General features: G+C 61.4%; 21 protein-coding genes. 4 read left to right on the top strand and 17 right to left on the bottom strand.

Annotated features, from left to right (window positions below):
• Position 1: 1 nt before the first annotated feature.
• The 3 genes from ACQZ5K_RS17700 to melA form a co-directional block, all read right to left on the bottom strand.
• Positions 2-1,009, bottom strand: a complete 1,008-nt coding sequence (locus ACQZ5K_RS17700; RefSeq protein ID WP_448740979.1) for an ABC transporter permease — start codon at positions 1,007-1,009, stop codon at positions 2-4.
• An 87-nt stretch (positions 1,010-1,096) separates the two neighbouring features.
• The gene (locus ACQZ5K_RS17695; RefSeq protein WP_448740978.1) at positions 1,097-3,184 is read right to left on the bottom strand and encodes an ABC transporter substrate-binding protein; all 2,088 of its coding nucleotides are present in this window, start codon (positions 3,182-3,184) and stop codon (positions 1,097-1,099) included.
• A 108-nt stretch (positions 3,185-3,292) separates the two neighbouring features.
• A complete protein-coding gene (melA, locus tag ACQZ5K_RS17690; RefSeq protein ID WP_137005704.1) occupies positions 3,293-4,759 on the bottom strand; it encodes an alpha-glucosidase/alpha-galactosidase in 1,467 nt (488 codons plus the stop codon).
• 198 nt (positions 4,760-4,957) lie between these two features.
• Between melA and ACQZ5K_RS17685 the strand changes: the two genes are divergently transcribed.
• Together ACQZ5K_RS17685 and ACQZ5K_RS17680 are read left to right on the top strand one after the other, a co-directional pair.
• The gene (locus ACQZ5K_RS17685) at positions 4,958-5,845 is read left to right on the top strand and encodes an AraC family transcriptional regulator (RefSeq protein WP_137005703.1); all 888 of its coding nucleotides are present in this window, start codon (positions 4,958-4,960) and stop codon (positions 5,843-5,845) included.
• A gap of 77 nt (positions 5,846-5,922) precedes the next feature.
• The gene (locus ACQZ5K_RS17680) at positions 5,923-6,390 is read left to right on the top strand and encodes a hypothetical protein (protein ID WP_080858039.1); all 468 of its coding nucleotides are present in this window, start codon (positions 5,923-5,925) and stop codon (positions 6,388-6,390) included.
• 60 nt (positions 6,391-6,450) lie between these two features.
• Here ACQZ5K_RS17680 and betC read toward each other — a convergent pair whose 3' ends face one another.
• Positions 6,451-7,965, bottom strand: a complete 1,515-nt coding sequence (gene betC / locus ACQZ5K_RS17675) for a choline-sulfatase (protein ID WP_137005702.1) — start codon at positions 7,963-7,965, stop codon at positions 6,451-6,453.
• 14 nt (positions 7,966-7,979) lie between these two features.
• Positions 7,980-8,933 (bottom strand): choline ABC transporter substrate-binding protein, encoded by a 954-nt coding sequence (locus tag ACQZ5K_RS17670; RefSeq protein ID WP_448740977.1) that lies wholly within the window; start codon positions 8,931-8,933, stop codon positions 7,980-7,982.
• A gap of 94 nt (positions 8,934-9,027) precedes the next feature.
• Here ACQZ5K_RS17670 and ACQZ5K_RS17665 point away from each other — a divergent pair, with 94 nt between their 5' ends.
• Complete coding sequence (locus ACQZ5K_RS17665; protein ID WP_448740976.1) at positions 9,028-9,924, top strand: choline sulfate utilization transcriptional regulator; 897 nt, start codon at positions 9,028-9,030, stop codon at positions 9,922-9,924.
• Between the two features lie 30 nt (positions 9,925-9,954).
• Here ACQZ5K_RS17665 and ACQZ5K_RS17660 read toward each other — a convergent pair whose 3' ends face one another.
• From ACQZ5K_RS17660 to ACQZ5K_RS17635, 6 genes are all read right to left on the bottom strand, one after another.
• Positions 9,955-11,406, bottom strand: a complete 1,452-nt coding sequence (locus tag ACQZ5K_RS17660; protein ID WP_137005699.1) for an aldehyde dehydrogenase — start codon at positions 11,404-11,406, stop codon at positions 9,955-9,957.
• A gap of 16 nt (positions 11,407-11,422) precedes the next feature.
• Positions 11,423-12,145, bottom strand: a complete 723-nt coding sequence (locus ACQZ5K_RS17655) for an ABC transporter ATP-binding protein (protein WP_137005698.1) — start codon at positions 12,143-12,145, stop codon at positions 11,423-11,425.
• Positions 12,138-12,866, bottom strand: a complete 729-nt coding sequence (locus tag ACQZ5K_RS17650) for an ABC transporter ATP-binding protein (protein ID WP_137005697.1) — start codon at positions 12,864-12,866, stop codon at positions 12,138-12,140. Before ACQZ5K_RS17650 ends, ACQZ5K_RS17655 begins: the two co-directional genes overlap by 8 nt.
• Positions 12,863-13,771, bottom strand: a complete 909-nt coding sequence (locus ACQZ5K_RS17645; RefSeq protein ID WP_137005696.1) for a branched-chain amino acid ABC transporter permease — start codon at positions 13,769-13,771, stop codon at positions 12,863-12,865. Before ACQZ5K_RS17645 ends, ACQZ5K_RS17650 begins: the two co-directional genes overlap by 4 nt.
• Complete coding sequence (locus ACQZ5K_RS17640) at positions 13,768-14,640, bottom strand: branched-chain amino acid ABC transporter permease (RefSeq protein ID WP_137005695.1); 873 nt, start codon at positions 14,638-14,640, stop codon at positions 13,768-13,770. Before ACQZ5K_RS17640 ends, ACQZ5K_RS17645 begins: the two co-directional genes overlap by 4 nt.
• A 70-nt stretch (positions 14,641-14,710) precedes the next feature.
• Positions 14,711-15,925, bottom strand: a complete 1,215-nt coding sequence (locus tag ACQZ5K_RS17635) for an amino acid ABC transporter substrate-binding protein (RefSeq protein WP_137005694.1) — start codon at positions 15,923-15,925, stop codon at positions 14,711-14,713.
• A gap of 134 nt (positions 15,926-16,059) precedes the next feature.
• On the opposite strand from ACQZ5K_RS17635, the gene ACQZ5K_RS17630 reads away from it, so the two are divergent.
• Positions 16,060-16,932: a helix-turn-helix transcriptional regulator gene (locus tag ACQZ5K_RS17630; protein WP_137005693.1), complete on the top strand. Its 873-nt coding sequence runs from the start codon at positions 16,060-16,062 to the stop codon at positions 16,930-16,932.
• 19 nt (positions 16,933-16,951) lie between these two features.
• Here ACQZ5K_RS17630 and ACQZ5K_RS17625 read toward each other — a convergent pair whose 3' ends face one another.
• From ACQZ5K_RS17625 to ACQZ5K_RS17600, 6 genes are all read right to left on the bottom strand, one after another.
• Positions 16,952-17,251, bottom strand: a complete 300-nt coding sequence (locus ACQZ5K_RS17625; RefSeq protein ID WP_035264270.1) for a HigA family addiction module antitoxin — start codon at positions 17,249-17,251, stop codon at positions 16,952-16,954.
• A 55-nt stretch (positions 17,252-17,306) separates the two neighbouring features.
• Positions 17,307-17,588 (bottom strand): type II toxin-antitoxin system RelE/ParE family toxin, encoded by a 282-nt coding sequence (locus tag ACQZ5K_RS17620; protein ID WP_137005692.1) that lies wholly within the window; start codon positions 17,586-17,588, stop codon positions 17,307-17,309.
• A gap of 75 nt (positions 17,589-17,663) precedes the next feature.
• On the bottom strand, positions 17,664-18,473 hold the full coding sequence (locus ACQZ5K_RS17615; protein ID WP_137005691.1) for an ABC transporter ATP-binding protein: 810 nt from the start codon (positions 18,471-18,473) through the stop codon (positions 17,664-17,666).
• Positions 18,470-19,504, bottom strand: a complete 1,035-nt coding sequence (locus ACQZ5K_RS17610; RefSeq protein WP_137005690.1) for a FecCD family ABC transporter permease — start codon at positions 19,502-19,504, stop codon at positions 18,470-18,472. The genes ACQZ5K_RS17615 and ACQZ5K_RS17610 overlap by 4 nt, the downstream gene beginning before the upstream one ends.
• A 2-nt stretch (positions 19,505-19,506) precedes the next feature.
• Positions 19,507-20,550, bottom strand: coding sequence for a FecCD family ABC transporter permease (locus ACQZ5K_RS17605; RefSeq protein WP_448740975.1), 1,044 nt, complete (start codon positions 20,548-20,550; stop codon positions 19,507-19,509).
• Positions 20,547-21,557 (bottom strand): iron-siderophore ABC transporter substrate-binding protein, encoded by a 1,011-nt coding sequence (locus tag ACQZ5K_RS17600; RefSeq protein WP_137005688.1) that lies wholly within the window; start codon positions 21,555-21,557, stop codon positions 20,547-20,549. The genes ACQZ5K_RS17605 and ACQZ5K_RS17600 overlap by 4 nt, the downstream gene beginning before the upstream one ends.
• Positions 21,558-21,612 lie beyond the last annotated feature (55 nt).

Here is a 21,612-nt window from a genome sequence, read left to right as displayed (position 1 = left end):
CTCAGGCCCTCCCGAATTCGCGGACGCGCGGGTCGAGCATGGCGAGCAGCATATCGGCGATGATGTTGCCGACGATCAGCGTGGCGGCCAGCACCATCATGAAGGTCGCGGTGACATAGACATCGCCCACCGCCATGGAGCCGACAATGGCCGGGCCGACGGTCGGCAGCGCGAAGATGATCGCGGTCTCGATCTCACCGCTCAGCATGTAAGGCAGCACCACGCCCTGATACATGACGAGCGGGTGCACGGCATTCGGCACCGCATGGCGCATGATGACCGCACCTTCCGAAAGCCCCTTGGCGCGCGCCGTCTCGACATATTGCGCGTTCAGCGTATCCAGCAGATTGCCGCGCATCACCCGCATATTATAGGCCAGCCCGCCGAAGACGGCGATGGCGACCACCGGCCAGACATGGCTGACGAGATCGACGAACTTGGCCCACGACCACGGCGCACCGCCATATTGCGGCGAAAAGAAGCTGCCAATCTCAGACACATCGAAATGAAACACCATGAGGTAGACAAGGATCAGCGCCATCAGGAAGCGCGGGATCGTCATGCCGAGGAAGGCAATGGTCGACAGAAGATTGTCGACCCAGGAATATTGCCGTGTGGCCGCCCAGATGCCGAAGGCGATACCGAGAACGGACGCGAGGATGTGGCAGACCAGCGCCAGCGCAATGGTGCGCGGCAGGCGTTCGCCAACCACATCGGCGACCGGCTTGTTGTAATAGAAGCTGTAGCCGAAATCGCCGCGGGTGACGATGCCGCCGATCCAGTTGAAATATTGAATGACGAGCGGCTTATCGAGGCCGTGCTCGATGCGGTAAGCCTGCGCCTGCGCTTCCGCCTGCTCGTAGGACGCGCCGCCCTGGTTCATCAGCTGCGAGCGGATGTAGTCGGCATAATCGCCGGGCGGCGCCTGAATGATGGCGAAGGTTACCACGCTCAGGATCAACAGCACCGGAATGGCGGATGCAACGCGTATCGTCAGAAATCTCAGCATCGAACGGTCTTCCTCGGTTTGGATGGGCCGTGTATCTCCGGCCGCGCTTCACGCGCGACCGGTACCGGGTTTTCTCCGGGAGGAGTTCTAGTTAATCGGCCCGCCCTCACCCGGCTTGCCGGGAAGCTGCTGCGGGAAGAGTTCGTATTTGCCCTGCTTGTCGGCCGCGACCCAAAGGCGTTCGCGGATGATGGAGTCTTCGGCCCAGTTGAACATGAAGATCGGCGTGCCCTGCGGCACATTCGAGAACCGCTTGTTGACGATCAGCGCACCGGGATATTCGGTGAGACCGATCGTATAGAGGTTCTGCGTATAGACCTTCTGATATTGCTTCATCAGCTCGGCCCGCTCGGCATTGTCCTGCGAGGAGATGAACTTGCGCACGAGATCGGCCATCTCCTTCTCGAACGGCATCAGATCGAGTTCCTTGCCTTCGGGCGAGCGGTGGTTCCAGCTGGTGCGTGGGCCGACAGGGGCAAGCTGCTCGGTATTCTGCACCACGGATGAAAGCTCGGTGGAGTTGCGGCGCACCAGCCAGTCGAACTGCCCGCCATAATGGGCGGCATCGCGTTGGTTGGAATCGAGGCTGTTGATGACGACGCGCAGGCCGAGTTTCGCCATCTGGCCAACAAGACCTTCCGCGAGGCTCTTGTCCGTCGCGTAACCGTTATTGACGAGAAGGGTAATCTCGACATTGCGGCCACCCAGCGTTTCCTTCGGGAAATTCAGAAAACCATCGCCGTCCGTATCCTTCAGGCCTATCGAGGCGAGTGCGGCCTTGGCGGCCTCGAGGTTGAAGGGGTAATAAACCGTGGAGGCGCGGTCGTAGAAGCTGGTGCCAGACGAAATGCCGCCCGGATAGATCGCCGTGAACGGCCCCTTCACCAGCGAGTCGCCGACTGCCTTGCGGTCGATGGCCGATGTGACGGCCTGACGGAAGACCTCGTTGCGGTTCAGTTCACGAATGGCCTGCCCGCGCTCGTCCGGATTGCCCCAGCCATTGGCGGAGAAATTCATCTGCAGATTATAGCCGATGAGCCGCGGCCCGAAGGCAAGGCGGGCCGGCGCATTGGGGTCGGCAGCGCGTTTCAGCGAGGCGACGAAATTCTCCGGCTGTTCGAGGTTGGAGAAATCGCCCGATCCCGCCACGGCCTGCACATCACGGTCGGCCCAGGTGGAAAGCTTGTAATGGACCTCGTTGAGATAAGGAAGCTGCTGGCCCTTCTCATCGACCTTCCAGTAATAGGGGTTGCGCCGCAGCACGATGATATCATCGGGACGATAAGCCACCGGCACCCATGCCCCCATGACCGGCATGTTCATATATTCCGGCGGGAAAGCGTTCTTGAACTGATTGTAGGTGTTCTTGGAATATTTCGGATGCTGCGGTTTCAGGATATGCGACGGCCCGGGGCAGAAGCTCGGATAGGCCATGGTATAGAGATATTGCTTGGGAAAAGCTGCCTTGAAGGTCCATTCGACGGTGTAATCATCGATCTTCGTGAGCGTCGTTCCCTCACCGAAAGCCTCGGGCGATGCGCCGCCGCCAAGCGGTGAAACATTGGGGTCGACGACCGCGTCTTCCCAGTAGAACATCACATCATCGGCATTGAAGGGCTCGCCGTCCGACCACTTGGCGCCCTTGACGAGATGCATCGTCAGCTTGTGGCCATCCTCGGACCATTCCCAGCTTTTGGCAAGATTGGGCAGCGGTTCGGTATCCTTGGCATCCACCTGAAATAGCGGTGCGGTGCGCGTCAGGCATTCGGAAAGGGCGATATCAATGCCGCCCCAGCCCTGGCTCTGGCCGGCAATATAGTTCCAGCCCTCGGGCCTGCCGCCCACCACATGGCGCATCGTATCGCCGTAAACGCCCATACCGTCGGGCATATTGCCGGTTTTGTAGACCAGCGGTTCTTCCGGCAGGCGCTCTTTCAAGGGCGGCAGCTTGCCGGTCTTTTCGAATTTCTCGCGGACCCAGTCAGGCTCGCTGTAGCTCGGCAGCGCCTTGAATTCGAGGATCGAGTCGCGCGCGACATAATTGATCTTGCCTTCGGCCGGAAATTGCGGCGGCTCGGGCGGCGTGGCGGTCTCGAAGGCATTCGCATTGAGTGCGATCATCGAAACACCGAGACCCAGTGCCGAGATGATACCGATCCTGCGTTGAAGTAACATCGTCATTCCTCCCAAATGGCGGCTCTTCGACCGCCCACCCTTTGTGATCGTTCTGGCCGTGGCGGCGAACTCCCTTCCGCCGCCCGGCCTGTTCCCATGCCTTTTCCTTCAAACAGCCTTTTTCAGCGCCGATTTTTCGGCCCGCAATTCCTCGATGGAACGCACATTGCGGCGGGCGGCACCGGCCCAGTCGCGGGTCTTGACGCTGGATTTCGCAAGCCGCTCCTTCGCCGCCGGCACGGCATGGGCATATTGCGGCAGCCAGCGGGCCTGCGCGACGACCATCTCGTCCACCATCTGCCAGACCTCCTCCGGTGTGGCGACGGCGCCGACCAGCGGATCATGCAGCACGGCCAGCTTCAGAAGATCGATATCGCCGCTCACCGCCGCATGGACAGACATGCGCTGCACGTTGATGGAGGCCATGCAGGTGGCCGCACAGGCTTCCGGCAGCGTTACGCCCGAGACCATGTTGATGCCGAAACGGTCGACGAAACCGGGGGATTCGATGATGGCATCCGCTGGCAGATTGCTGATGACACCATTGTTCTTGACGTTGAAATGGCCGCGATAGACACGCCCGGTTTCCAGCGCTTCCAGAATGTGGCTCGCATGTTCATTGGAGCGCTTGGCCGGGTCGATGGGCTTGGCGGCGGATGCCAGGAATTGCGGAAACTCGGTCTCGAACCAGTTGCGCGTTTCGGTGGAGTGGCGGAGATAACCGCCGGTTTCGCCGTGAATCCAGTCGGACATGTCGATCCAGCGGGCAATCTCTTCCGGCCGCTTGCGATACCATGGCAGATATTCGGACAGATGGCCGTTGCTTTCGGTCGAATAGACGCCGAACCGCTTCAGCACGTCGATGCGCAGCTTCTCCTGCTGCGAGAAGACCGGATGCGCCTCGAAGGCGGCGACCAGCTCGTCCTTGCCGATCTTGCGACCGTTGAGCCTCAGATCGATGAACCACGTCTGGTGGTTGATGCCGGAGCAGATGTAATCCAGCTCGGACACGCTTTTCGCACCGAGAATTTCCGCGATCTGTTCCGCGCCGTGCTGAACGCCGTGGCAGAGACCGACCGTATCCACCTTGCCATATTCAATGGCCGCCCAGGTATTCATGGCCATGGGGTTGGCATAGTTCAGGAATTTTGCACCCGGTGCCGCGACTTCGCGGATATCCTTGCAGAAATCCAGAATGACGGGAATGTTGCGCTGACCGTAGAGAATGCCGCCGGCGCAGATCGTATCGCCCACGCACTGGTCGATGCCGTATTTCAGCGGAATGCGGATATCGTCCGCATAGGCTTCCAGCCCGCCGACCCGCACGCAGCTGATGATATATTTCGCGCCCTCCAGCGCCCGCCTGCGGTCGGTATCGGCCGTCACCTTGACGGGGAAACCATTGGCCTCGACGATCTTCTCGAGGATCGCCCTGATCATATCCAGATTGTGCTGGCTGATATCCGTGAGCGCGACTTCAATATCGCGAAACTCCGGCACACACAGGAGATCGGTGAACAGTTTTTTCGTGAAACCGACGCTGCCTGCGCCAATAATAGCGATTTTGAAACTCATAACGCCACCTCTGTTGCAAATCGAACGGGTGAAACGGGCCGCAGGATCGTAAATATGGCACCACAGAAAAATACCCGTAAGAATCCCGGAAAACCGGCCTTACTCCCAATTTTTCAGCAGCAATATCCCGCTGGCTGTCTCCTCGGATCGGGATTATGCGTATAATATCGGTAAGGACCAGAGAAGGATTATGCTTTCATGGGTAATTTTGTGCTGCAGGATTTGATCGATCAGGGACCCGGCATGCGAACAGTCTCGCTGCCGCGCGGCCGCCAGACGCTGCACACCATGCCGACCAGCAGCGGTTATGAAATCCGCCGTGGCGGCAATTATGACTGGGATGGGCGCAAACGCGGCCAGACGCCTTTTACCGTGCTGCAATATTGCATCGCCGGACAGGGCAACCTGCGTTACGAGAACCGCCATTATGTGGTGAGGCCGGGCGAAACCCTGCTGCTGCTCATACCGCACAATCACCGCTACTGGCTGGAAGAAGGCAAGGAGTGGGAATTCTTCTGGATTTCCATGAATGGCGAGGAAGCCCTGCGCATTCACCGCAATATCCTCTCCGTCACCGGCCCGATCCTCAAGCTCCAGCCCGAGACCGTGGATCATCTTGCCGAATGCTGCTCGCGCCTCGTCAATGGCGCGGAAACGCCAGGCGCAGCCTCCGCCGTCGCTTATGAGGCGGCGATGACGCTTTATGACGATGTCTTCGGTTCTCATCCTTCTTTCGGCGGTGAATATCGCACCATGCAACAGGTGCTGAGCTACATCGACAGCCATCTCGGCGAACGGCTTTCGGTCAGCGACCTTGCGGCGGTGGCAGGCCTCAGCCGCGCGCATTTTTCCCGCATCTTCGCGGCAAGCGAAGGCCTTTCGCCAGCGGAATTCGTGCTGCAGCGACGCCTGCGCCGGGCGGCCAAGCTTCTCACCTCGGCTGCCAACCTTCCCATCAAGGAGGTGTCGGTGCTGTGCGGTTTCGAGGATCCGAACTATTTCTCCAAGGTCTTTCGCAGGCTCTACGGCACCAATCCGAGCGAATTCCGCACCACTGGCATGTATGCGAGCGTGCGGCAGAGCTGAACGACAAAACGACTTCGTTTTGACATGTTTCAGGCGATTAAGGATGGGCCTTGCGCCCTATTTGGAGACCCGCCGAAGTGAAGAGCATAATCCGGACGATCCTCGTCTTTCCGCTTCGGGCGATCATCGTTTTCGCCCTGATCCTCGACGGCATTTTTCGCCCGCTCTACCGGCCCGTCATCAGGGCCATATCCGGGCTGACATTCATCAAGCGACTGGAAAGCCGGATTGCGCGATTGCCGCGTCTTGCCATTCTCTTTTGCCTTGCGGTGCCCTTCGCCATCGCCGAACCGATGAAGATCATCGGTCTCGTCCTCATTGCCCATGGCGCCGTCAAAGCGGGGCTGGTTCTGACGGTCCTTGCCCATCTCGCGACATTCCTGATCGTCGAGCGCATTTATCACGCCGGCCGGGAAAAGCTCCTCACCTATCCCTGGCTCGCATGGATCATGCGCTATGTGCGTTTCGCGCGTTCATTCTACGATCGCTTCAAACTTGCAGCGCTGAACTGGGTCAGGCTCCGGCTTCTCGCGTCGCTGCGATGAAAAGCAGGTCGTTTCCATTGGCGACGAACCTAAAAATGCGGCGCGATCCGCCCTACCGCTTCATTCCCCGCGCGGATACCGCTGGTTTTCCTCCAGCACGTTGAGGTCCATGTGGTTGCGCATGTAGCGTTCCGAGGCTTTCTGCAGGGGCTGGTAATCCCACGGATAATAGGCGCCGTTGCGTAGCGCTTTGTAGACCACCCAGCGCCGCGCCTGACTTTCGCGAACGGCGGCGTCGAAGACCGGCAATTGCCAACGCCGGCCAATCTCGGCAGAAAGCGATGAGAGGACGGCGCTGAAAGCAGGGTCGCCGGCAAGGTTCGTCCGCTCCTCAGGGTCCGCCTCGATATCATAGAGCAACGGCGGATCGGCATCGCAGACCGACAGCTTGTAGCGCCCGTCGCGAAGGGCGACGAGCGGTGCTATCGAGCCTTCGGCGGCATATTCCATCGGCACCGGACCGCGCTCGCCAGTTCCCGCTGCCAGCGCCGCCAGATCTTCGCCGTCCGTCCAGCGTTTGAGCGAGGTGATATCGAGCCCCGCCAGACCGCAGAGCGTCGGCGTCACATCCAGCGTCGAAACCGGCGTGTCGATCAGGGCCGGCTGCCAGCCCGGCGCGGTGATCATCAGCGGCACGCGGGCGGAACCTTCGAAGAAACACATCTTGAACCACAGCCCGCGCTCGCCCAACATATCGCCATGGTCGGACAGGAAGAGGATGATCGTGTCCTCCTCCATCCGCGTCGCCTTCAGCACGTCGAGAATTTCGCCGATCTTCTCGTCGATATAGGAGATATTGGCGAAATAGCCGCGCCGTGCGCGGCGTATCTGCTCAGGCGAAATCTCGAAAGCTTCGTGATCGCAGGCTTCCAGCAACCGTTTCGAATGCGGGTCCTGCTCGTCGAAGGCAATTGCCGATGTCTGTGGATCGAGCGCCGCGCAGTCCTCGTAAAGATCCCAGAATTTGCGCCGCGCCACATAGGGGTCGTGCGGGTGGGTGAAGCTGACCGTCAGGCACCACGGCCGGTCATCGAGGCGGCGCGACAGATCGTAGAGCTTGCGGGTGGCGTGATAGGCGACCTCGTCATCATATTCCATCTGATTGGTGATTTCGGCGACACCTGCGCCGGTCACCGAGCCGAGATTGTGATACCACCAGTCGATGCGCTCGCCGGGCTTGGTATAGTCGGGCGTCCAGCCGAAATCCGCCGGATAGATATCCGTCGTCAGGCGCTCCTCGAAGCCATGCAGCTGGTCCGGGCCGACGAAATGCATCTTTCCCGAAAGGCCAGTGTAATAACCCGCCGCCCGCAGGTGGTGGGCATAGGTCGGGATATCGGAAGCAAATTCGGCGGCATTATCGTAAACCCGTGTCCGGCTCGGCAATTGCCCGGACATGAAGGAGGCGCGGGCCGGCGCGCAAAGCGGGCTTGCCGTATAGGTGTTGGCGAAGCGGACGGACCGCTTCGCCAGTGTTTTGAGATGGGGTGCGTGAAGAAAATCGGCCGGGCCGTCGGGAAAAAACGTCCCGTTGAACTGGTCGGCCATCAGGATCAGGATATTGGGACGCGGCATTTCCACTTTCCGGCTTAGAGACCAAGCTTGCCTTTGACGGCGTCCACACCCGGCTTGCCGTCCAGCGTGGTAACGCCCTGCAGCCAGCCATCCAGCGCCTGCGGATTGGCCTTCAGCCAGGCCGCTGCCGCCACCTTCGAATCCTCACCACCGAGAATGGAGCCCATCAGGGTATTTTCCATGCCGATATCGAATTTCAGGTTCTTGAACAGCGTCGCCGCATTCGGGCATTGCTGCGGCCAGCCGGTGCGGGCGAGCGTATAGACTTCCGCGCCGCCGAAATTCGGGCCGAAATAGGCGTCGCCGCCGGAGAGATAGGCAATATCGATCTTCTCATTCATCGGATGCGGCGCCCAGGCGAGGAAGACCACGGCCTTCTTGTCCCTGCCCGCCCGCTCCACCTGCGCCAGCATCGCCTGCTCGCCGGATTCGACGAGCTGCCAGCCCTTCAGGCCGAAATCATTGGCGTCGATGATCTTCTGGATATTCTGGTTGGCTGGCGCACCGGGCTCGATGCCGTAAATCTTGCTTTCGAATTCATCGGCATGTTTGGCGAGATCGGCGAAATCCTTCACGCCCTTTTCCGCCATGTAAGAAGGCACTGCCAGCGTAAACTTTGCGCCTTCAAGATTCTTCGTCATCACCTCGGCCGCCTTGGCGGCGTTCAGATCGTCCACGAAGGATTTCTGCGCCGGCATCCAGTTGCCAAGGAAAACGTCGATTTCGCCGTTTTTCATCGCCTGATAACCGATCGGCACCGACAGCGTCTTGACGTCGGCTTCATAACCCAAGGCATCGAGCAAAACGGAAGCGACGCCATTGGTGGCGGTAATGTCGGTCCAGCCGGGATCGCTGAGACGGATCGTCTTGCAGGCCGCGTCATCGGCCGCCTGAAGCGGGGTGGAGAAGGCCGCCACGGACAGAATGAGACCGGCGGCGATGCGATGCAGATGAGAAACGGTTTTCATTGCGGCTCCCCTTTTATCAATCCAGTTTATTGAACACCACGTTGCTTTTGCCTGTGAAGCGGGTATTTTTCGATGGTTGATATAAGGAATTTTAATGTCAGACCGGCCACTTGACCTGGGATGGATGCGCATTTTCACCGAGGTTGCCCGCCGCGGCAGCCTGACGGCGGCGGCGGCATCCCTGCGTCTGACCCAGCCAGCCGTCAGCTATCAGATTCGCCGGCTGGAGGAGGAACTGGGTGTAACCCTTATCCGCCGTAAACATCGCGGCATCGAACTGACGACGGAGGGCCAGAGGCTGTTCGAGATTGTCTCGCGCAATGTCGATGCCATCGACCTTCTCGCACAGCAGCTTCGCCGGACGGAGGAGCGCCAGACCATCCGCCTGCACACGGACTATGCCTTCTCCTCCTTATGGCTCATCCCGCGCATGCATGGTTTTCGCGCGCTCAATCCTGACATCAATATCCAGATCGTCGCAACGCAGGACCCGCTGGGCCAGGGCAAACACGATAGCGACGTGATGATAATTTTCGGAACGCGGCAGGAGGCGGGCGACGGTGCCGTGCTGCTCCTCTCGGAAAAGGTCACGCCGGTCTGCTCGCCTGCCCTGCTGGCCGAGACACCGGCACCCGCAACCGTTGCGGATTTTTCGCGGCGTAAACTCATCCACCTCGAAAATACCTCGCAGGCGCACTGGTTCGACTGGGCTGCCTATTTCAAGCATTTCGGCGTGCATCGTGGTGCCGAGCATGATGGCGGCGATATCAGCTTCAACAATTACACCATGGTGGTGCAGGCAACCATCGGCGAACAGGGTTTCGCGCTCGGCTGGGCCGGGCTGGTCGATCCGTTGCTCGAGGCAGGCGTGCTGGTGACGGCCGGCCCGAGCCTCGATGCACCGGGACGCGGCTACTGGCTGATGCGGCCGAAAAGCAGCGACAGCGCGGTGAGAAAACTCACCGGCTGGCTGATCGACGAGCGACGATGACGCCGCCCGCCAGCCTGTACCGTTTGCGGCTCAGATGGGATAATGCAGCGGCCCATCCTGCAACGTGACCCAGCGCAGCTCGGTGAATTCCGCAATACCCGCCGTGCCGCCAAAACGGCCGTAGCCGGAGGCCTTGACGCCGCCGAAAGGCATCTGCGCCTCATCGTGAACAGTCGGGCCGTTGATGTGGCAAATGCCGCTTTCGATGCGGGCGGCAATGGCAAGCGCCCTTGCCTGATCCCTGCCAAAAATCGCCGCGGAAAGACCGAACTCGGTTTCGTTGGCGATGCTCACGGCCTCATCGATGCTGCCGGCCCTGATGATGGAGACGACGGGACCGAAGCTTTCCTCTGCATAAAGCCGCATGGCGGGCGTGACGCCATCGACGGCAATCGCATCGAGCATCGTGCCGTTGCCGCCGCCACCCGCGACCAGCCGCGCGCCCTTGGAGACAGCGTCATCCACCAACGACCGAATGCGAGATGTCGCCTCCGCACTGACCAGCGAGCCGAGCGGTGTTTTGCCCTCACGCGGATCGCCGGCCGTGAGGCTCGACGCTTTTTTGGCGAAGGCCTCCACAAATGCATCGGCAACGCTGTCGAGTACGATGATGCGCTCCGTCGACATGCAGATCTGGCCCTGGTTCATATAGGCACCGAAAGCGGCAGCCGCGACAGCCGCATCGATATCGGCGTCATCAAGCACGATGAACGGCGCCTTGCCGCCAAGCTCCAGCAAAGCGGGTTTCAGATAACGGCCGGCCGTTTCGGCAATCACCCGGCCAACGCGGGTCGAGCCGGTGAAATTCACGCGTCTGACGGCGGGGTGTGCGATCAGCGTATCGACGATCTTCGCCGCATCTTCCGGTGCATTGGAGACGGCGTTGAGCACGCCCTTCGGCAGACCCGCCGAAGCGACGGCTTCGATGATCAGCGCATGGGTGCGCGGGCAAAGTTCCGAGGTCTTCATCACCACCGTATTGCCGCAGGCGAGCGGCGTGGCGATGGAGCGCACGCCGAGAATGACCGGCGCATTCCACGGCGCGATCGACAGCACGACACCCGCCGGCTGGCGCAGTGCCATCGCCATGGTTCCGGGACGGTTGGAAGGAATGACCTCGCCCTTGATCTGGGTGGTCAGGCTTGCCGCCTCGACCAGCATGTCGCTCGCCAGTTTGACGTTGAACCCGGCCCAGGCATCGGTCGCGCCAATTTCTTCCTTCATCGCCTGGGTGATATCAGGCCCGGCGGCGAGAAGCGCCTGCGCGGCAGCCAGAAGCAGGCGGCGGCGTTCACCGGGCGGCGTTGCCGACCAGACGGGAAAGGCAGCGGCCGCGGCATCGGCCGCACGGGTGGCGTCCTCCACCGTTGCTGCCGCCGCGCTGGTCGCCACATCGCCGGTGATGGGGTTGCTGCGTTCAAAACGCTTGCCGTTTGTGGCCGGGCAATGGTCGCCGCCGATGAAAAGATTGACAGTCTGCATGGTCTTTCTCCTGAGTTCAGACAATGGCGGCGGTGGTGCCGCCGAGAAACGCCCGTTGCACGGCGGGATCGGCGGACAGGGCCTCAGCCGTGCCTGCCCCAACAATCCGCCCTGCTTCCAGCAAATATCCGCGATCGGCAAGTGCGAGGCTTTCGCGCACATTCTGCTCCACGAGCAGAATGGAAAAGCCGCTCTTCTTGATCTCCGCCAAAGCGGCAAAAAGCTCCTGCGTGACGATGGGCGCAAGGCCAAGGCTCGGCTCGTCCAGCAATAGATAATCCGGCGCTGACATCAGCGCACGCCCGATGGCGACCATCTGCTGTTCGCCGCCGGACATGGTGCCGGCAAGCTGCTGCCGCCGCTCCGCAAGGCGGGGAAACAGTGCAAAAATATGCTCTCGTGTCGCCTTTTCCGCTGAACGGGCATGGCGGGGATTGGCCCCGAGACGGAGATTGTCCTCCACCGTCAGCGCCGCGAAAATTCCGCGCCCCTCCGGCACCAGCGCCACGCCACGCTCCACGATCTGATGGGCAGGAACAGCGGCAAGCGACGAACCGTTGACGCGCACGTCTCCGGAGGCCGGAGCGACCATGCCGCCGACCGCTTTCAGCAGTGATGACTTGCCAGCGCCATTGGCACCAAGCAGCACCACCGTTTCGCCCTTGGCGACATTGAGCGATATGCCGTCAACCGCGAGATGTTTGCCGTAGCGGATTGTCAGTGCGTCTATTTCAAGCATGTGCCGCTCCCAGATAGGCGGAAATGACCTGCGGATCATCAAGCACCACAGCCGTCGGCCCATCGGCGATCTTGCGACCGGCCGCCATGACCACGGATCGCGGGCAGAGTGCGCGTACGGCGGCCATGATATGTTCCACCAGCAGGATCGTCGTACCCTCGGATGCCAGCCGCCGGATCAACGCTATTCCTTCCTGCAGCTCCGTGGGGTTGAGGCCCGCAAGCCATTCGTCGAGAAGCAGAAGCTTCGGTTCGCCCGCCAGCGCACGCGCCAGTTCAAGGCGTTTCTGGTCGAGATAGGTGAGATCGCCGGCCGGCATGGTTTCCCGCCCGGCAAGGCCTATTCTTTCGAGGCAGGCCCGCGCGACCTTCTCCGCATCGGGACGCGAAAGCCGCTTCGGCCCGAACATGGCCGATACGGCAACGTTTTCAAGCAGGGAAAGCGACGGCAAAAGCCGCACCAGCTGGAAGGTGCGCGCCACGCCGGCGCGCGCAATCACATCCGGCCGCCGGCCTGCAATCTCCTGCCCTTTGAGCCGGATAGACCCTTCGGTCGGCTTCAGCGCCCCGGAGATCAGGTTCATCAGCGTCGTCTTGCCGGAGCCGTTCGGCCCGAGCAGCCCGACGACCTCGCCGGCCTCGATTGTGAGGCCAAGGCCATCCACCGCCTTCAACCCGCCGAAGGTCTTGCGGATATCGGTGATTTCGAGAACGGCGCTCATGCGGCTTTCTCCTTTTTGCGCAGCTTCTCCAGTGCCGCCAGCACGCCATCCGGCAGAACAAAGACGATGAGGATGAAGAGAGCGCCGAGAATGATGGAAAAATGGTTGGGGAAGTTAGCGCCCAGCCACTCGAACAGCAGGAACAGCGGCACCGCACCGAGAATGGGTCCCCAGCGGCGTGTGGCTCCACCTAGCAGCGCCATGATGACGGTGAGGAACGAGACCTGCGGATTAAAGACGATGGCCGGCTCGATATAGACCCAGCGCGGGGCTTGAATGGCGCCGACCAGCGTGATGATCGTGGCGGAAAGCACGAAGAGCGTCAGCTTGGTGCGGGCCAAGTTGATACCCGCATGGGCGGCCACGACCTCGTCGTCACCGATTGCCTTCAATGCCAGTCCGAGCTTGCTGCGGTCGATCAGGATCGCCAGCAGGAGGGTGATGACAGCCAGCGCCAGCAATTGCCAGAGCACATGCTGCGGCTCCAGCGGCAGGAAGATGTAACGCCCGAGCGTGCCGGTCACATTCACCTCATACCAGGTGATGAGCTGGCGGATAAGTTCGGCAAGGCCAAAGGAAAAGATCACGAAATAAATGCCGGCGACGCGCAGTGTGGAAAGCCCGACGACAAGCGCCAGCGCCGCGCCGACAAGGGCCGCGCACAGAAGCACGAGCGGCCATGGCAAAACCTCGCTCAGCACCGCGGCCGTGTAGGCCCCGACACCGAAGAAGGCGACGGTGGCGAGCGAAATATAGCGGGTCGGGCCGGAAAACATCGCCCAGGCGGAGGCGAGCGTCGCATAACCGAGAAGGCCGATGATGACGCCGACGCCATAGGCATCGAAAAAGAAGGGGGAAAGCGCCAGCAGTGCAGCTGCGGCAAGGCCGATGAGAAGTGGGATCATTTGCCCCTCCTTGCGAAAATGCCTTCCGGACGCCAGAGCAGCACCACGAGGAAAAGCAGATAGGTGGCGGCAAGCGTGAGGCCGGGATCGACATACACGAGCACGAAGGTTTCCACGAGGCCGAGCAGCAGGCCGGCCACCAGCGCGCCAAGCAGATTGCCGACACCGCCCATGATGACGACGACAAGCGCCTTCATGGTGAAAACCACGCCATAGGAAGCGGAAAAGGTCTGGTACATCGAGATCATCACCCCACCTGCCACGGCGAGTGCGCCGCCAAGGGCAAAGCCGATCGAGGCCACGCGGTTCACATCGATGCCGACCAGCGGAGCCGACCGGGGCGCCAGCGCCACCGCCCGCAGGTTGAGGCCCCAGCGGCTGTGGGTGAGCGCCAGATAAAGCCCGCCGCCGATTGCGACCGACAGGCCGAAGGACAGCAGCCGGTTGAGTGCCACGGTCGTGCCGAAGATGTCGATGCCTTCGGCGAGATAGGAATAGGAATGGTAGTTGCCGCCAAACGCAACAAGCATGATGCCCTGGATAACGAAGAGCAGCCCGAAGGTCGCCAGAATGGAATCGACTTCCAGACGGCCGGAGCCGCCCGAACGGCGTACCAGCGGCCGCATCATGACCCGATAGATCACGAAAGACAGGCCGTAACCGAGCGGCACGATGATGAAAAGCGACCAGAGCGGCGACAGGCCATAGCTGGAAAACAGCACGAAGGCGATGAAGGCAGCCGCAATCAGCACTTCGCCATAAGCAAGGTTCATGATGCGGGCAATGCCATATTGCAGCGAAAGTCCAAGCGCGATCAGCGCATAGGTCCCTCCCAGCATCAAGCCGAAGATGAGGGTGGATAAAAACAAGGGAATGTCTCCAGTCTGGAACATGGCCGAAGCCTGCCGGCCGGGGTTCATGGCCCCGGCCGGCAAAGGCTCACCATTGCGGCTTCGGAATGACCGGCTTTGCCGCGCCTGAACGGTCCGCCGGTGCAATCGCCACAAAGCGGTCACCCTGCCATTGTCCCGCCCACCAGAGCTGGCGAAGCTGGTTGTCTTCAAGCTTGACCGGGCCGATGACGGTGTCGAAGCTTCCCGTCGAAAGTTCATTTGCGACCGCCGCCTTGTCGAGGCCGACGCGTTGAACGGACTGGGCCAGCATTTCGAGGCTCGCATAGGTGATGGCGCTTGCCCAGCTGTCCGGCTTGGCGCCGATAAAGGCCTCGTGGCGCTTGAAATAATCCTCGATCCTGTCGCTGCTGCCATCAACGCCGCCGATGCTGATCACGCCTTCCTGCTTGCCATCGGAGACCTTCGGGAAGATCGGGAAAGCACCGCCGACGCCGACATAAAGAACCTTCGGGTTAAACCGGGCCGTCTGTGCCTGTTTCGTCACCGCGAAACTGTCGGGCGGATAGGAAAAGGCGATAAAGCTGTCGGCACCGCTGGCCGCCGCCTCGTTCACAAGTGCTGCGAAATCCGAAGTGCCAACCGGATAGGTCTTGTCGTAGGCGAGTGTGAAACCCGCTTCCTTCAGCGCCGGTCGCGCAGCCTTGATGAGATCGATGCCGAAACCGTCAGCCACGGAAATCACCGCGACCTTGTCGTTGATCTGGCCGGCATCGCGTGCGGCTTTCAAAACATCGGCGAGCGCATTGGCATAGTCATGACCGCCGCCCAGCATCCAGAAGCTCTTTTTCCAGCGCGCGGCAAATTTGGGCGCCTTGTCGGTCACGCCGGTAACCGCTAGCTGCGGATAACCGAAGCGCTCATAAAGCGGTGCGACGGCCAGATTGAAGCCCGTGCCCCATGGCGGCAGAATGAAATCGACCTTGTCCTGGCTGGCCAGACGTTCGGTAAACCGCACCGCATCCTCGGCCGAGGACCGGTCGTCATATTCCACCACTTCCACCGGCAGGCGCTTGCCATCCGGCAAAGTGAGGCCACCGGCATCGTTGACCTCTTTCACCCATAATTTGTAGTTCGGAATGGTGGTTATGCCGGCACCCGTGGCGTTGGCGCCGCTTTTTGAGACGGCATAACCGATCTTCACCGAGGTACGGTCCTGCGCACTGGCAAAACCGAAAGATACCGCCGACAGGGCAGCACCGGAGAGCAGGCAGAACAGCGTTCTGCGCTTCAGACTATTCATGATGTTCCTCCCAAAGCGCCTTACCGGGATTGCCGTTCTCCTCAAGGCTTTCCCCTGCGCTGACCAAAGTTTAGCAATGACAGTCGCATATAAAATGCACTAGTGTAGCGCATTATTGTACTTTTGGAGGCTGAATGCCGCTGCACAGCCAGATTGCCGGCAATCGCGCTGAGATAACCGCACGCAACCTCTCCTCGTCATTGCGCGTATCGGAGTTGCGGCTGGAATCGGACAGCGCCCATCTGCTTCTCCTTTCCGCCGGTGAAGCGGAAATTCTCCAAGGTGAAAAGACGCTGCCCGTCGCGGCACCGGGGCTCGTCTGGCTGCCCATAGGCCCCGCCGGCCGCCTGCGGCTGAATGCCGGAAGCCGTGGATCGCTGCTGAGGACGAGCGAAATCGGGCTTGCCCATGGGATGCCCACCGGCACGAGCGCCAGCGCCGTGCGCAACATATTGCAGCGTGTCCTGACGCAAGTGCCGGCGGAAAAGGACCGGCAGGAGCTGGCGGGTTATCTGGAGACCATCGCCAGCGAGAATGTCCGCGCAACGACCGGTTCGGACACGATCATCGCCAGCCTGCTCTCCGTCACCCTCATCCGCATCTGCCAGCACGCCATCGCCGATATTGCCGCAGCCGTCTCCACTCCAGGCAGTCTCACCGAGCGCTTTGTGCTGCTGGTCAGCCAGCACAAACGCGATCAATGGGGCGTGGAAGACTACGCAAGGCAACTCGGCGTCAACCGCGAACGTCTTGGATTTGCGGTGAGCAAGGCGACAGGGCTTTCGCCACAGGCCTATATTCACCGGGAACTGCTGTCCGAAGCGCGTGACCTTCTTCTGAACTCATCGCTGCAAGTTGCTGAAATCGCGTTTCGATTGGGATTTCAGGACCCCGGCTATTTCAATCGCTTCTTCACCCGCAACGAGGGCACGTCTCCCGGCCGGTTCAGGAGAACGGCAACGCGAATGCAGAACGTGCAGCCGCCATCTTATGCGGCATGGCCGTGACCTGACAGGCGGCTGAGAATTAGGCCGCTTCCAGTTCCTTGATATTGGCAAGGTCCGCTTCCAGCCTCGCAGCAGCCGCCTTAATGTCAAAGGCGTTCTGCAAGTTCAGCCAATATTCCGGGGTGGTCTTGAAAAATTTTGCCAGGCGCAAGGCGGTGTCGGCGGTGATGCCGAGTTTCTCTCCCGCAATCCGTTCTATGCGGGTGCGCGGAATATTGAGGTGCCTCGCAAGAGCGTATGCCGACATCCCCAGCGGCTCAAGATAGAGTTCCCGCAGGATTTCGCCCGGATGGATCGGAGGCGATTTACTGATTGTCATGCTCGCTGGCCCTCCTTGGCCGATTTTTCAAGAGCCTCTCCACGAGAATTCCAGACTAGTGATAGTCGGTTATTTCCACACTTTCCGGCCCTGCTTCCGTCCAGACGAAGCAGATGCGCCACTGCTTGTTGATCCGGATCGAATATTGGCCCTCACGATCGCCGGACAGCTTTTCCAAACGATTGCCGGGCGGTGAGCGAAGGTCTTCTACCGTGGTCGCCGCATCCAGGATCGTGAGCAGCTGCCGGGTGCGGCGTACCAGATCGGCGGGAAAGCCCTTCTTCACAGATCCGTCGTCAATCGATGCGGTCAGCTTGTTTTTGAAAGAACGGATCATTGCTGGCCTCGTGATGCTGGTATCATAAACAGATACCCACAGAAGTCAACAGAACCGTATCTTAAAGAGATACGCCTATTGCCACCGCGCCACCGTTCGATGCCGCCCTATCGGCAGCATCATCGGCTTGCCAGAGGTCGGATCTTCGATGACCCGGCTTTCGATGCCGAAGACGTGGCGGACATTCTCCTCTGTCAATACGTCCTCCGGCGTGCCGAAGACATGCAGCTTCCCGTCCCTCATGGCGACGAGGTGATCGGCATAACGGGCTGCGAGATTGAGATCGTGCAGCACCATGACGATGGTGGTCTCGCGGGCGTGGTTGAGGTCGGTCAGAAGATCCAGCACCTCTACCTGGTGGCTGATATCGAGGAAGGTGGTCGGTTCATCCAGCAGCAATATGTCTGTCTGCTGGGCAAGCGCCATGGCGATCCAGACGCGTTGCCGCTGGCCGCCGGAAAGCTCGTCCACCGGCCGCTCGGCCAGTTCCACCGTATCGGTGGCGACAAGGGCTGCGGCGACGGCCTCGTCGTCCTGTCGCGACCAGCGGGCGAACAGGCCGTGATGCGGGTGCCGGCCACGGCTGACGAGATCGGCAACCACGATGCCCTCCGGCGCTATCGGCGATTGCGGCAAAAGGCCCATGCGCCGCGCGAGATCGCGTGAGGGAAGACGATGGATCGATTTCCCATCGAGCAGAACCTGACCGGCGCGCGGCGCAATGAGCCGCGACATGCTGCGCAGCAGGGTGGACTTGCCGCAGGCATTGGCGCCGACGATGACGGTGATCTTCCCGCGCGGAACGGTGAGATCCAGTCCCTCGATGATGAGGTTTTCGCCGTAGCCGGCCGACAGGCCGTTCACGGAAAGGGAGTGGCCGGTCATAACGAGCCTCCGCTGCGGTTGACCCGCACGATCAGGTAAATCAGATAGGGCGCACCGAGCGCGCCGGTAACGACGCCGACCGGATAACGGCCCGGCAACAGGAACTGACCGCAATAATCGCCCGCCAGCACCAGCGCCGCCCCAACCAGCGCCGCAGGAAGGAGCAGCGAGCCGTTGCTGCCGACGATGCGCGCCGCAATCGGCCCGGAGAGGAAAGCGACGAACGCGATGGGACCCGAGACCGCCGTTGCAAAGGCGATCATGCCGACGGCGGCGATGATGACGATGATCCGCGTTCGCCCCACCCGCACACCAAGCGCTGCGGCGGCATCGTCCCCCAGTCTCAACGCTTCCAGATCGCGCGCACGGCTAAGGAGCAGGCCGCCGAAAAGGATGAGGGCGATGATGAGCGGCAGCAGCTGCGCGATTTTCGCGCCATTGACGCTGCCGGTCAGCCAGCGCATCGCCTCCTGCAGCGTCCATGCTGGCGCGACGGAGAGGATATAGGCGATAAAGCTTTCCAGCACGGCTGAAACGCCGATGCCGACGAGGATCAGCCGCGTTCCGGCCACGCCGTTGCGGAAGGACAGGAGATAGACGAGAAGCGCGACGCCAAGACCGGCCGCGACGGCGAAGACCGAGACCAGCGGCCCGTTCATCTGCAGGACGACGATGGCAAAAACGGCTGCCGCACTCGCGCCCGAACTGATGCCGATAATATCGGGGCTGGCGAGCGGGTTGCGCAGCATGATCTGGAAGGCGACGCCGCCAAGCCCGAAGCTCAGGCCTGCCAGAATCGAAAGCAGCGCGCGCGGCAGGCGCAACTGCCCGACGGTGAAGGTGACGCCGGCAATGTCCTGCCCCAGCAGAACGCGAACGACATCGCCGGGCGGCGTGAAGGATTGCCCGAGCATCAGCGTCGTTGCGAAAGCGGCAATCAGAAGCGCCGACAGGGCAGCGATGACAAGGCGACGCCGGCGCTGGCGGGCATGGCGATTGAAAACGAGATTTTCGATGACGGGAGCGTACATGGTCACAATTCACGCACCCTCTGGCGTCTGACAATCCAGATGAAGAAAGGCGCGCCGACAAGGGCGGTGACGATGCCGACATCGAGTTCCGACGGCCGCGCCACGATGCGCCCGACAATATCGGCGGCAAGCAGCAGGCACGCCCCGCCAAGCGCCGAGAACGGCAGCAGCCAGCGATTGTCCACACCGACGAGCAGACGGCAGAGATGCGGCACCACCAGCCCGACAAAACCGATCGGCCCGCAGATGGCGGTGGCCGCACCGCAGAGCAGAATGGCGCCGAAGGAGGCCACGGCTCTGGCCACCGCAACATTTTCGCCAAGCCCGGCGGCGAGTTCATCTCCGAGCGCCAGAGAATTCAGCTTGCGCGCCGAAAGCAGGCTGATGATGAAGCCGGCGGCCAGAAAGGGCAGCACGGTCTCGATGCGCTCGAAAGTCGCCCCGCCGACGCCGCCGATCTGCCAGGAGCGGATGCCGCCGGCAATATCGCTGCGCGGCAGAACGACGGCGATGACGAGCGAGGAAAAGGCGACGGAGCTGGCGGCACCCGCAAGTGCGAGTTTCAGCGGAGTCGCCCCGCCTCGCCCGAGCGAGCCGACAACATAAACGAAAACCGCAGATGCCCCCGCCCCGGCAATTGCCGCGACGACGAAGGCCTGAGCCGAGGCGATGCCGAACCAGACGATGCCGATGACGACGGCAAGCGACGCCCCCATGTTCACACCGAGAATGCCGGGATCTGCAACCGGATTGCGGGTGACACCCTGCATGATGGCACCGGCCAGCCCCAGTGCCGCCCCGGAAAGCAGGGCAAGCAGCGTGCGCGGCAAGCGTACGGCAACCGCCGCCTCGGCAACCGTCTCGACGCGACCGCTGAGCCCGCCCAGAATATCCGCAGAAGAGACGTCACGCGTGCCGATCGCGACGGACAGCGCACAAAGCAGCGCGAGAAACGCCAGCACCGCGCCGAGCCAAGCCGTTCGCACGCGGTTGGAGCGGCCGGCGAGCAGCACGGCCGTTGCTTTGCCGGGTCCAGACGTTGTCACTGCGATTTCCCGGAGGATTTATCCGCAGCCTTTGCCAGAAGATCGGCATAGTCCTTCAACACCCACGAAATCGACAGCGGCGTGGGATTGGAGGCGGTGCCGAGCGGGTCGCGGCCCAGCATGACGATGGCATCGTTGGCAACGGCCGGCATGCGGGCGAGAAGCGGATCGGCGCGCATGGCGTTCAGCAGCGGCTCACTGCCATAGGTCACGACGATATCGACATCGTTGAAGGCATCGACACGCTCGGCGCTGACGCCGGCGGCGAATTGCCCCGGCTTCGTGGCTTCCACGACGCTTTTCGGCGAGGCAAGCCCAAGATCGGCGAAGAACTTCACCCTGGTGTCATTGGCCGTGTAGAAATTGACGACGCTGAGATTGGTGGCGTCGAGATGGGTGACGAACATGGCCGACTTGCCCTTCAGCTGCGGATGGCCGGCAACGACCTGCGCAATCTCGCGCTCGATGCGTGTGATGAGCGCCTCACCTTCCGCGACCATGCCAAGGCCGGCGCTGTTCAGCCGGATCATCTCGCGCCAGTCCGTCGCCCAGGGAGAAACGGGATAGGCGACGACAGGGGCGATCTGGCTCAGCGTATCGTAGTCGGACTGGCTGAGGCCTGAATAGGCGGCAAGGATGACATCCGGCTGCGTCGCCGCCACGGCCTCGAAGTCGATGCCGTCCCCCTCGTCGAACAGCACCGGCTTTGCCCCGTTGAGTTCGGTGAGCCGTTTCGCCACCCATGGCAGCAGGCCATCGCCGTCATCATCGCCGAAATTGGCCGCCGCAAAACCGACAGGCACGATGCCCAGCGCCAGCGGCACCTCATGGTTCGCCCAGGCGACGGTCGCGACCCGCTGCGGTTTCTTCGCAATCGTGGTCGTACCGAACGCATGTTTGATGACGATGGGATAGCTGGTCGTCTCCTCCGCCGAGGCCATATCAGGCGCGATCAGCGACAGGAAAAGCACAAGTACCGGTATGAGGCAGCGGAACGGGCGAAGCATTGGCGAGCTCTCAAAAGTTCAAAAGTGGACTTGAACTCTCAGCTTCAATTGCCTC

It is taken from the genome of Agrobacterium sp. 22-226-1 (genome assembly GCF_053522345.1).
This window is presented reverse-complemented; position numbering and strand designations above follow the sequence as displayed.

Excerpts from the sequence above, each read along its gene's own strand:
- ACQZ5K_RS17700 (WP_448740979.1), bottom strand. The coding sequence starts at position 1,009 with ATGCTGAGATTTCTGACGATACGCGTTGCATCCGCCATTCCGGTGCTG.
- ACQZ5K_RS17625 (WP_035264270.1), bottom strand. The coding sequence starts at position 17,251 with ATGACAATCAGTAAATCGCCTCCGATCCATCCGGGCGAAATCCTGCGG.
- ACQZ5K_RS17665 (WP_448740976.1), top strand. The coding sequence starts at position 9,028 with ATGTCAGACCGGCCACTTGACCTGGGATGGATGCGCATTTTCACCGAG.
- ACQZ5K_RS17600 (WP_137005688.1), bottom strand. The coding sequence starts at position 21,557 with ATGCTTCGCCCGTTCCGCTGCCTCATACCGGTACTTGTGCTTTTCCTG.
- melA (WP_137005704.1), bottom strand. The coding sequence starts at position 4,759 with ATGAGTTTCAAAATCGCTATTATTGGCGCAGGCAGCGTCGGTTTCACG.
- ACQZ5K_RS17695 (WP_448740978.1), bottom strand. The coding sequence starts at position 3,184 with ATGTTACTTCAACGCAGGATCGGTATCATCTCGGCACTGGGTCTCGGT.
- ACQZ5K_RS17685 (WP_137005703.1), top strand. The coding sequence starts at position 4,958 with ATGGGTAATTTTGTGCTGCAGGATTTGATCGATCAGGGACCCGGCATG.
- ACQZ5K_RS17615 (WP_137005691.1), bottom strand. The coding sequence starts at position 18,473 with ATGACCGGCCACTCCCTTTCCGTGAACGGCCTGTCGGCCGGCTACGGC.
- ACQZ5K_RS17670 (WP_448740977.1), bottom strand. The coding sequence starts at position 8,933 with ATGAAAACCGTTTCTCATCTGCATCGCATCGCCGCCGGTCTCATTCTG.
- ACQZ5K_RS17660 (WP_137005699.1), bottom strand. The coding sequence starts at position 11,406 with ATGCAGACTGTCAATCTTTTCATCGGCGGCGACCATTGCCCGGCCACA.
- betC (WP_137005702.1), bottom strand. The coding sequence starts at position 7,965 with ATGCCGCGTCCCAATATCCTGATCCTGATGGCCGACCAGTTCAACGGG.
- ACQZ5K_RS17655 (WP_137005698.1), bottom strand. The coding sequence starts at position 12,145 with ATGCTTGAAATAGACGCACTGACAATCCGCTACGGCAAACATCTCGCG.
- ACQZ5K_RS17650 (WP_137005697.1), bottom strand. The coding sequence starts at position 12,866 with ATGAGCGCCGTTCTCGAAATCACCGATATCCGCAAGACCTTCGGCGGG.
- ACQZ5K_RS17610 (WP_137005690.1), bottom strand. The coding sequence starts at position 19,504 with ATGTACGCTCCCGTCATCGAAAATCTCGTTTTCAATCGCCATGCCCGC.
- ACQZ5K_RS17645 (WP_137005696.1), bottom strand. The coding sequence starts at position 13,771 with ATGATCCCACTTCTCATCGGCCTTGCCGCAGCTGCACTGCTGGCGCTT.
- ACQZ5K_RS17620 (WP_137005692.1), bottom strand. The coding sequence starts at position 17,588 with ATGATCCGTTCTTTCAAAAACAAGCTGACCGCATCGATTGACGACGGA.
- ACQZ5K_RS17635 (WP_137005694.1), bottom strand. The coding sequence starts at position 15,925 with ATGAATAGTCTGAAGCGCAGAACGCTGTTCTGCCTGCTCTCCGGTGCT.
- ACQZ5K_RS17630 (WP_137005693.1), top strand. The coding sequence starts at position 16,060 with ATGCCGCTGCACAGCCAGATTGCCGGCAATCGCGCTGAGATAACCGCA.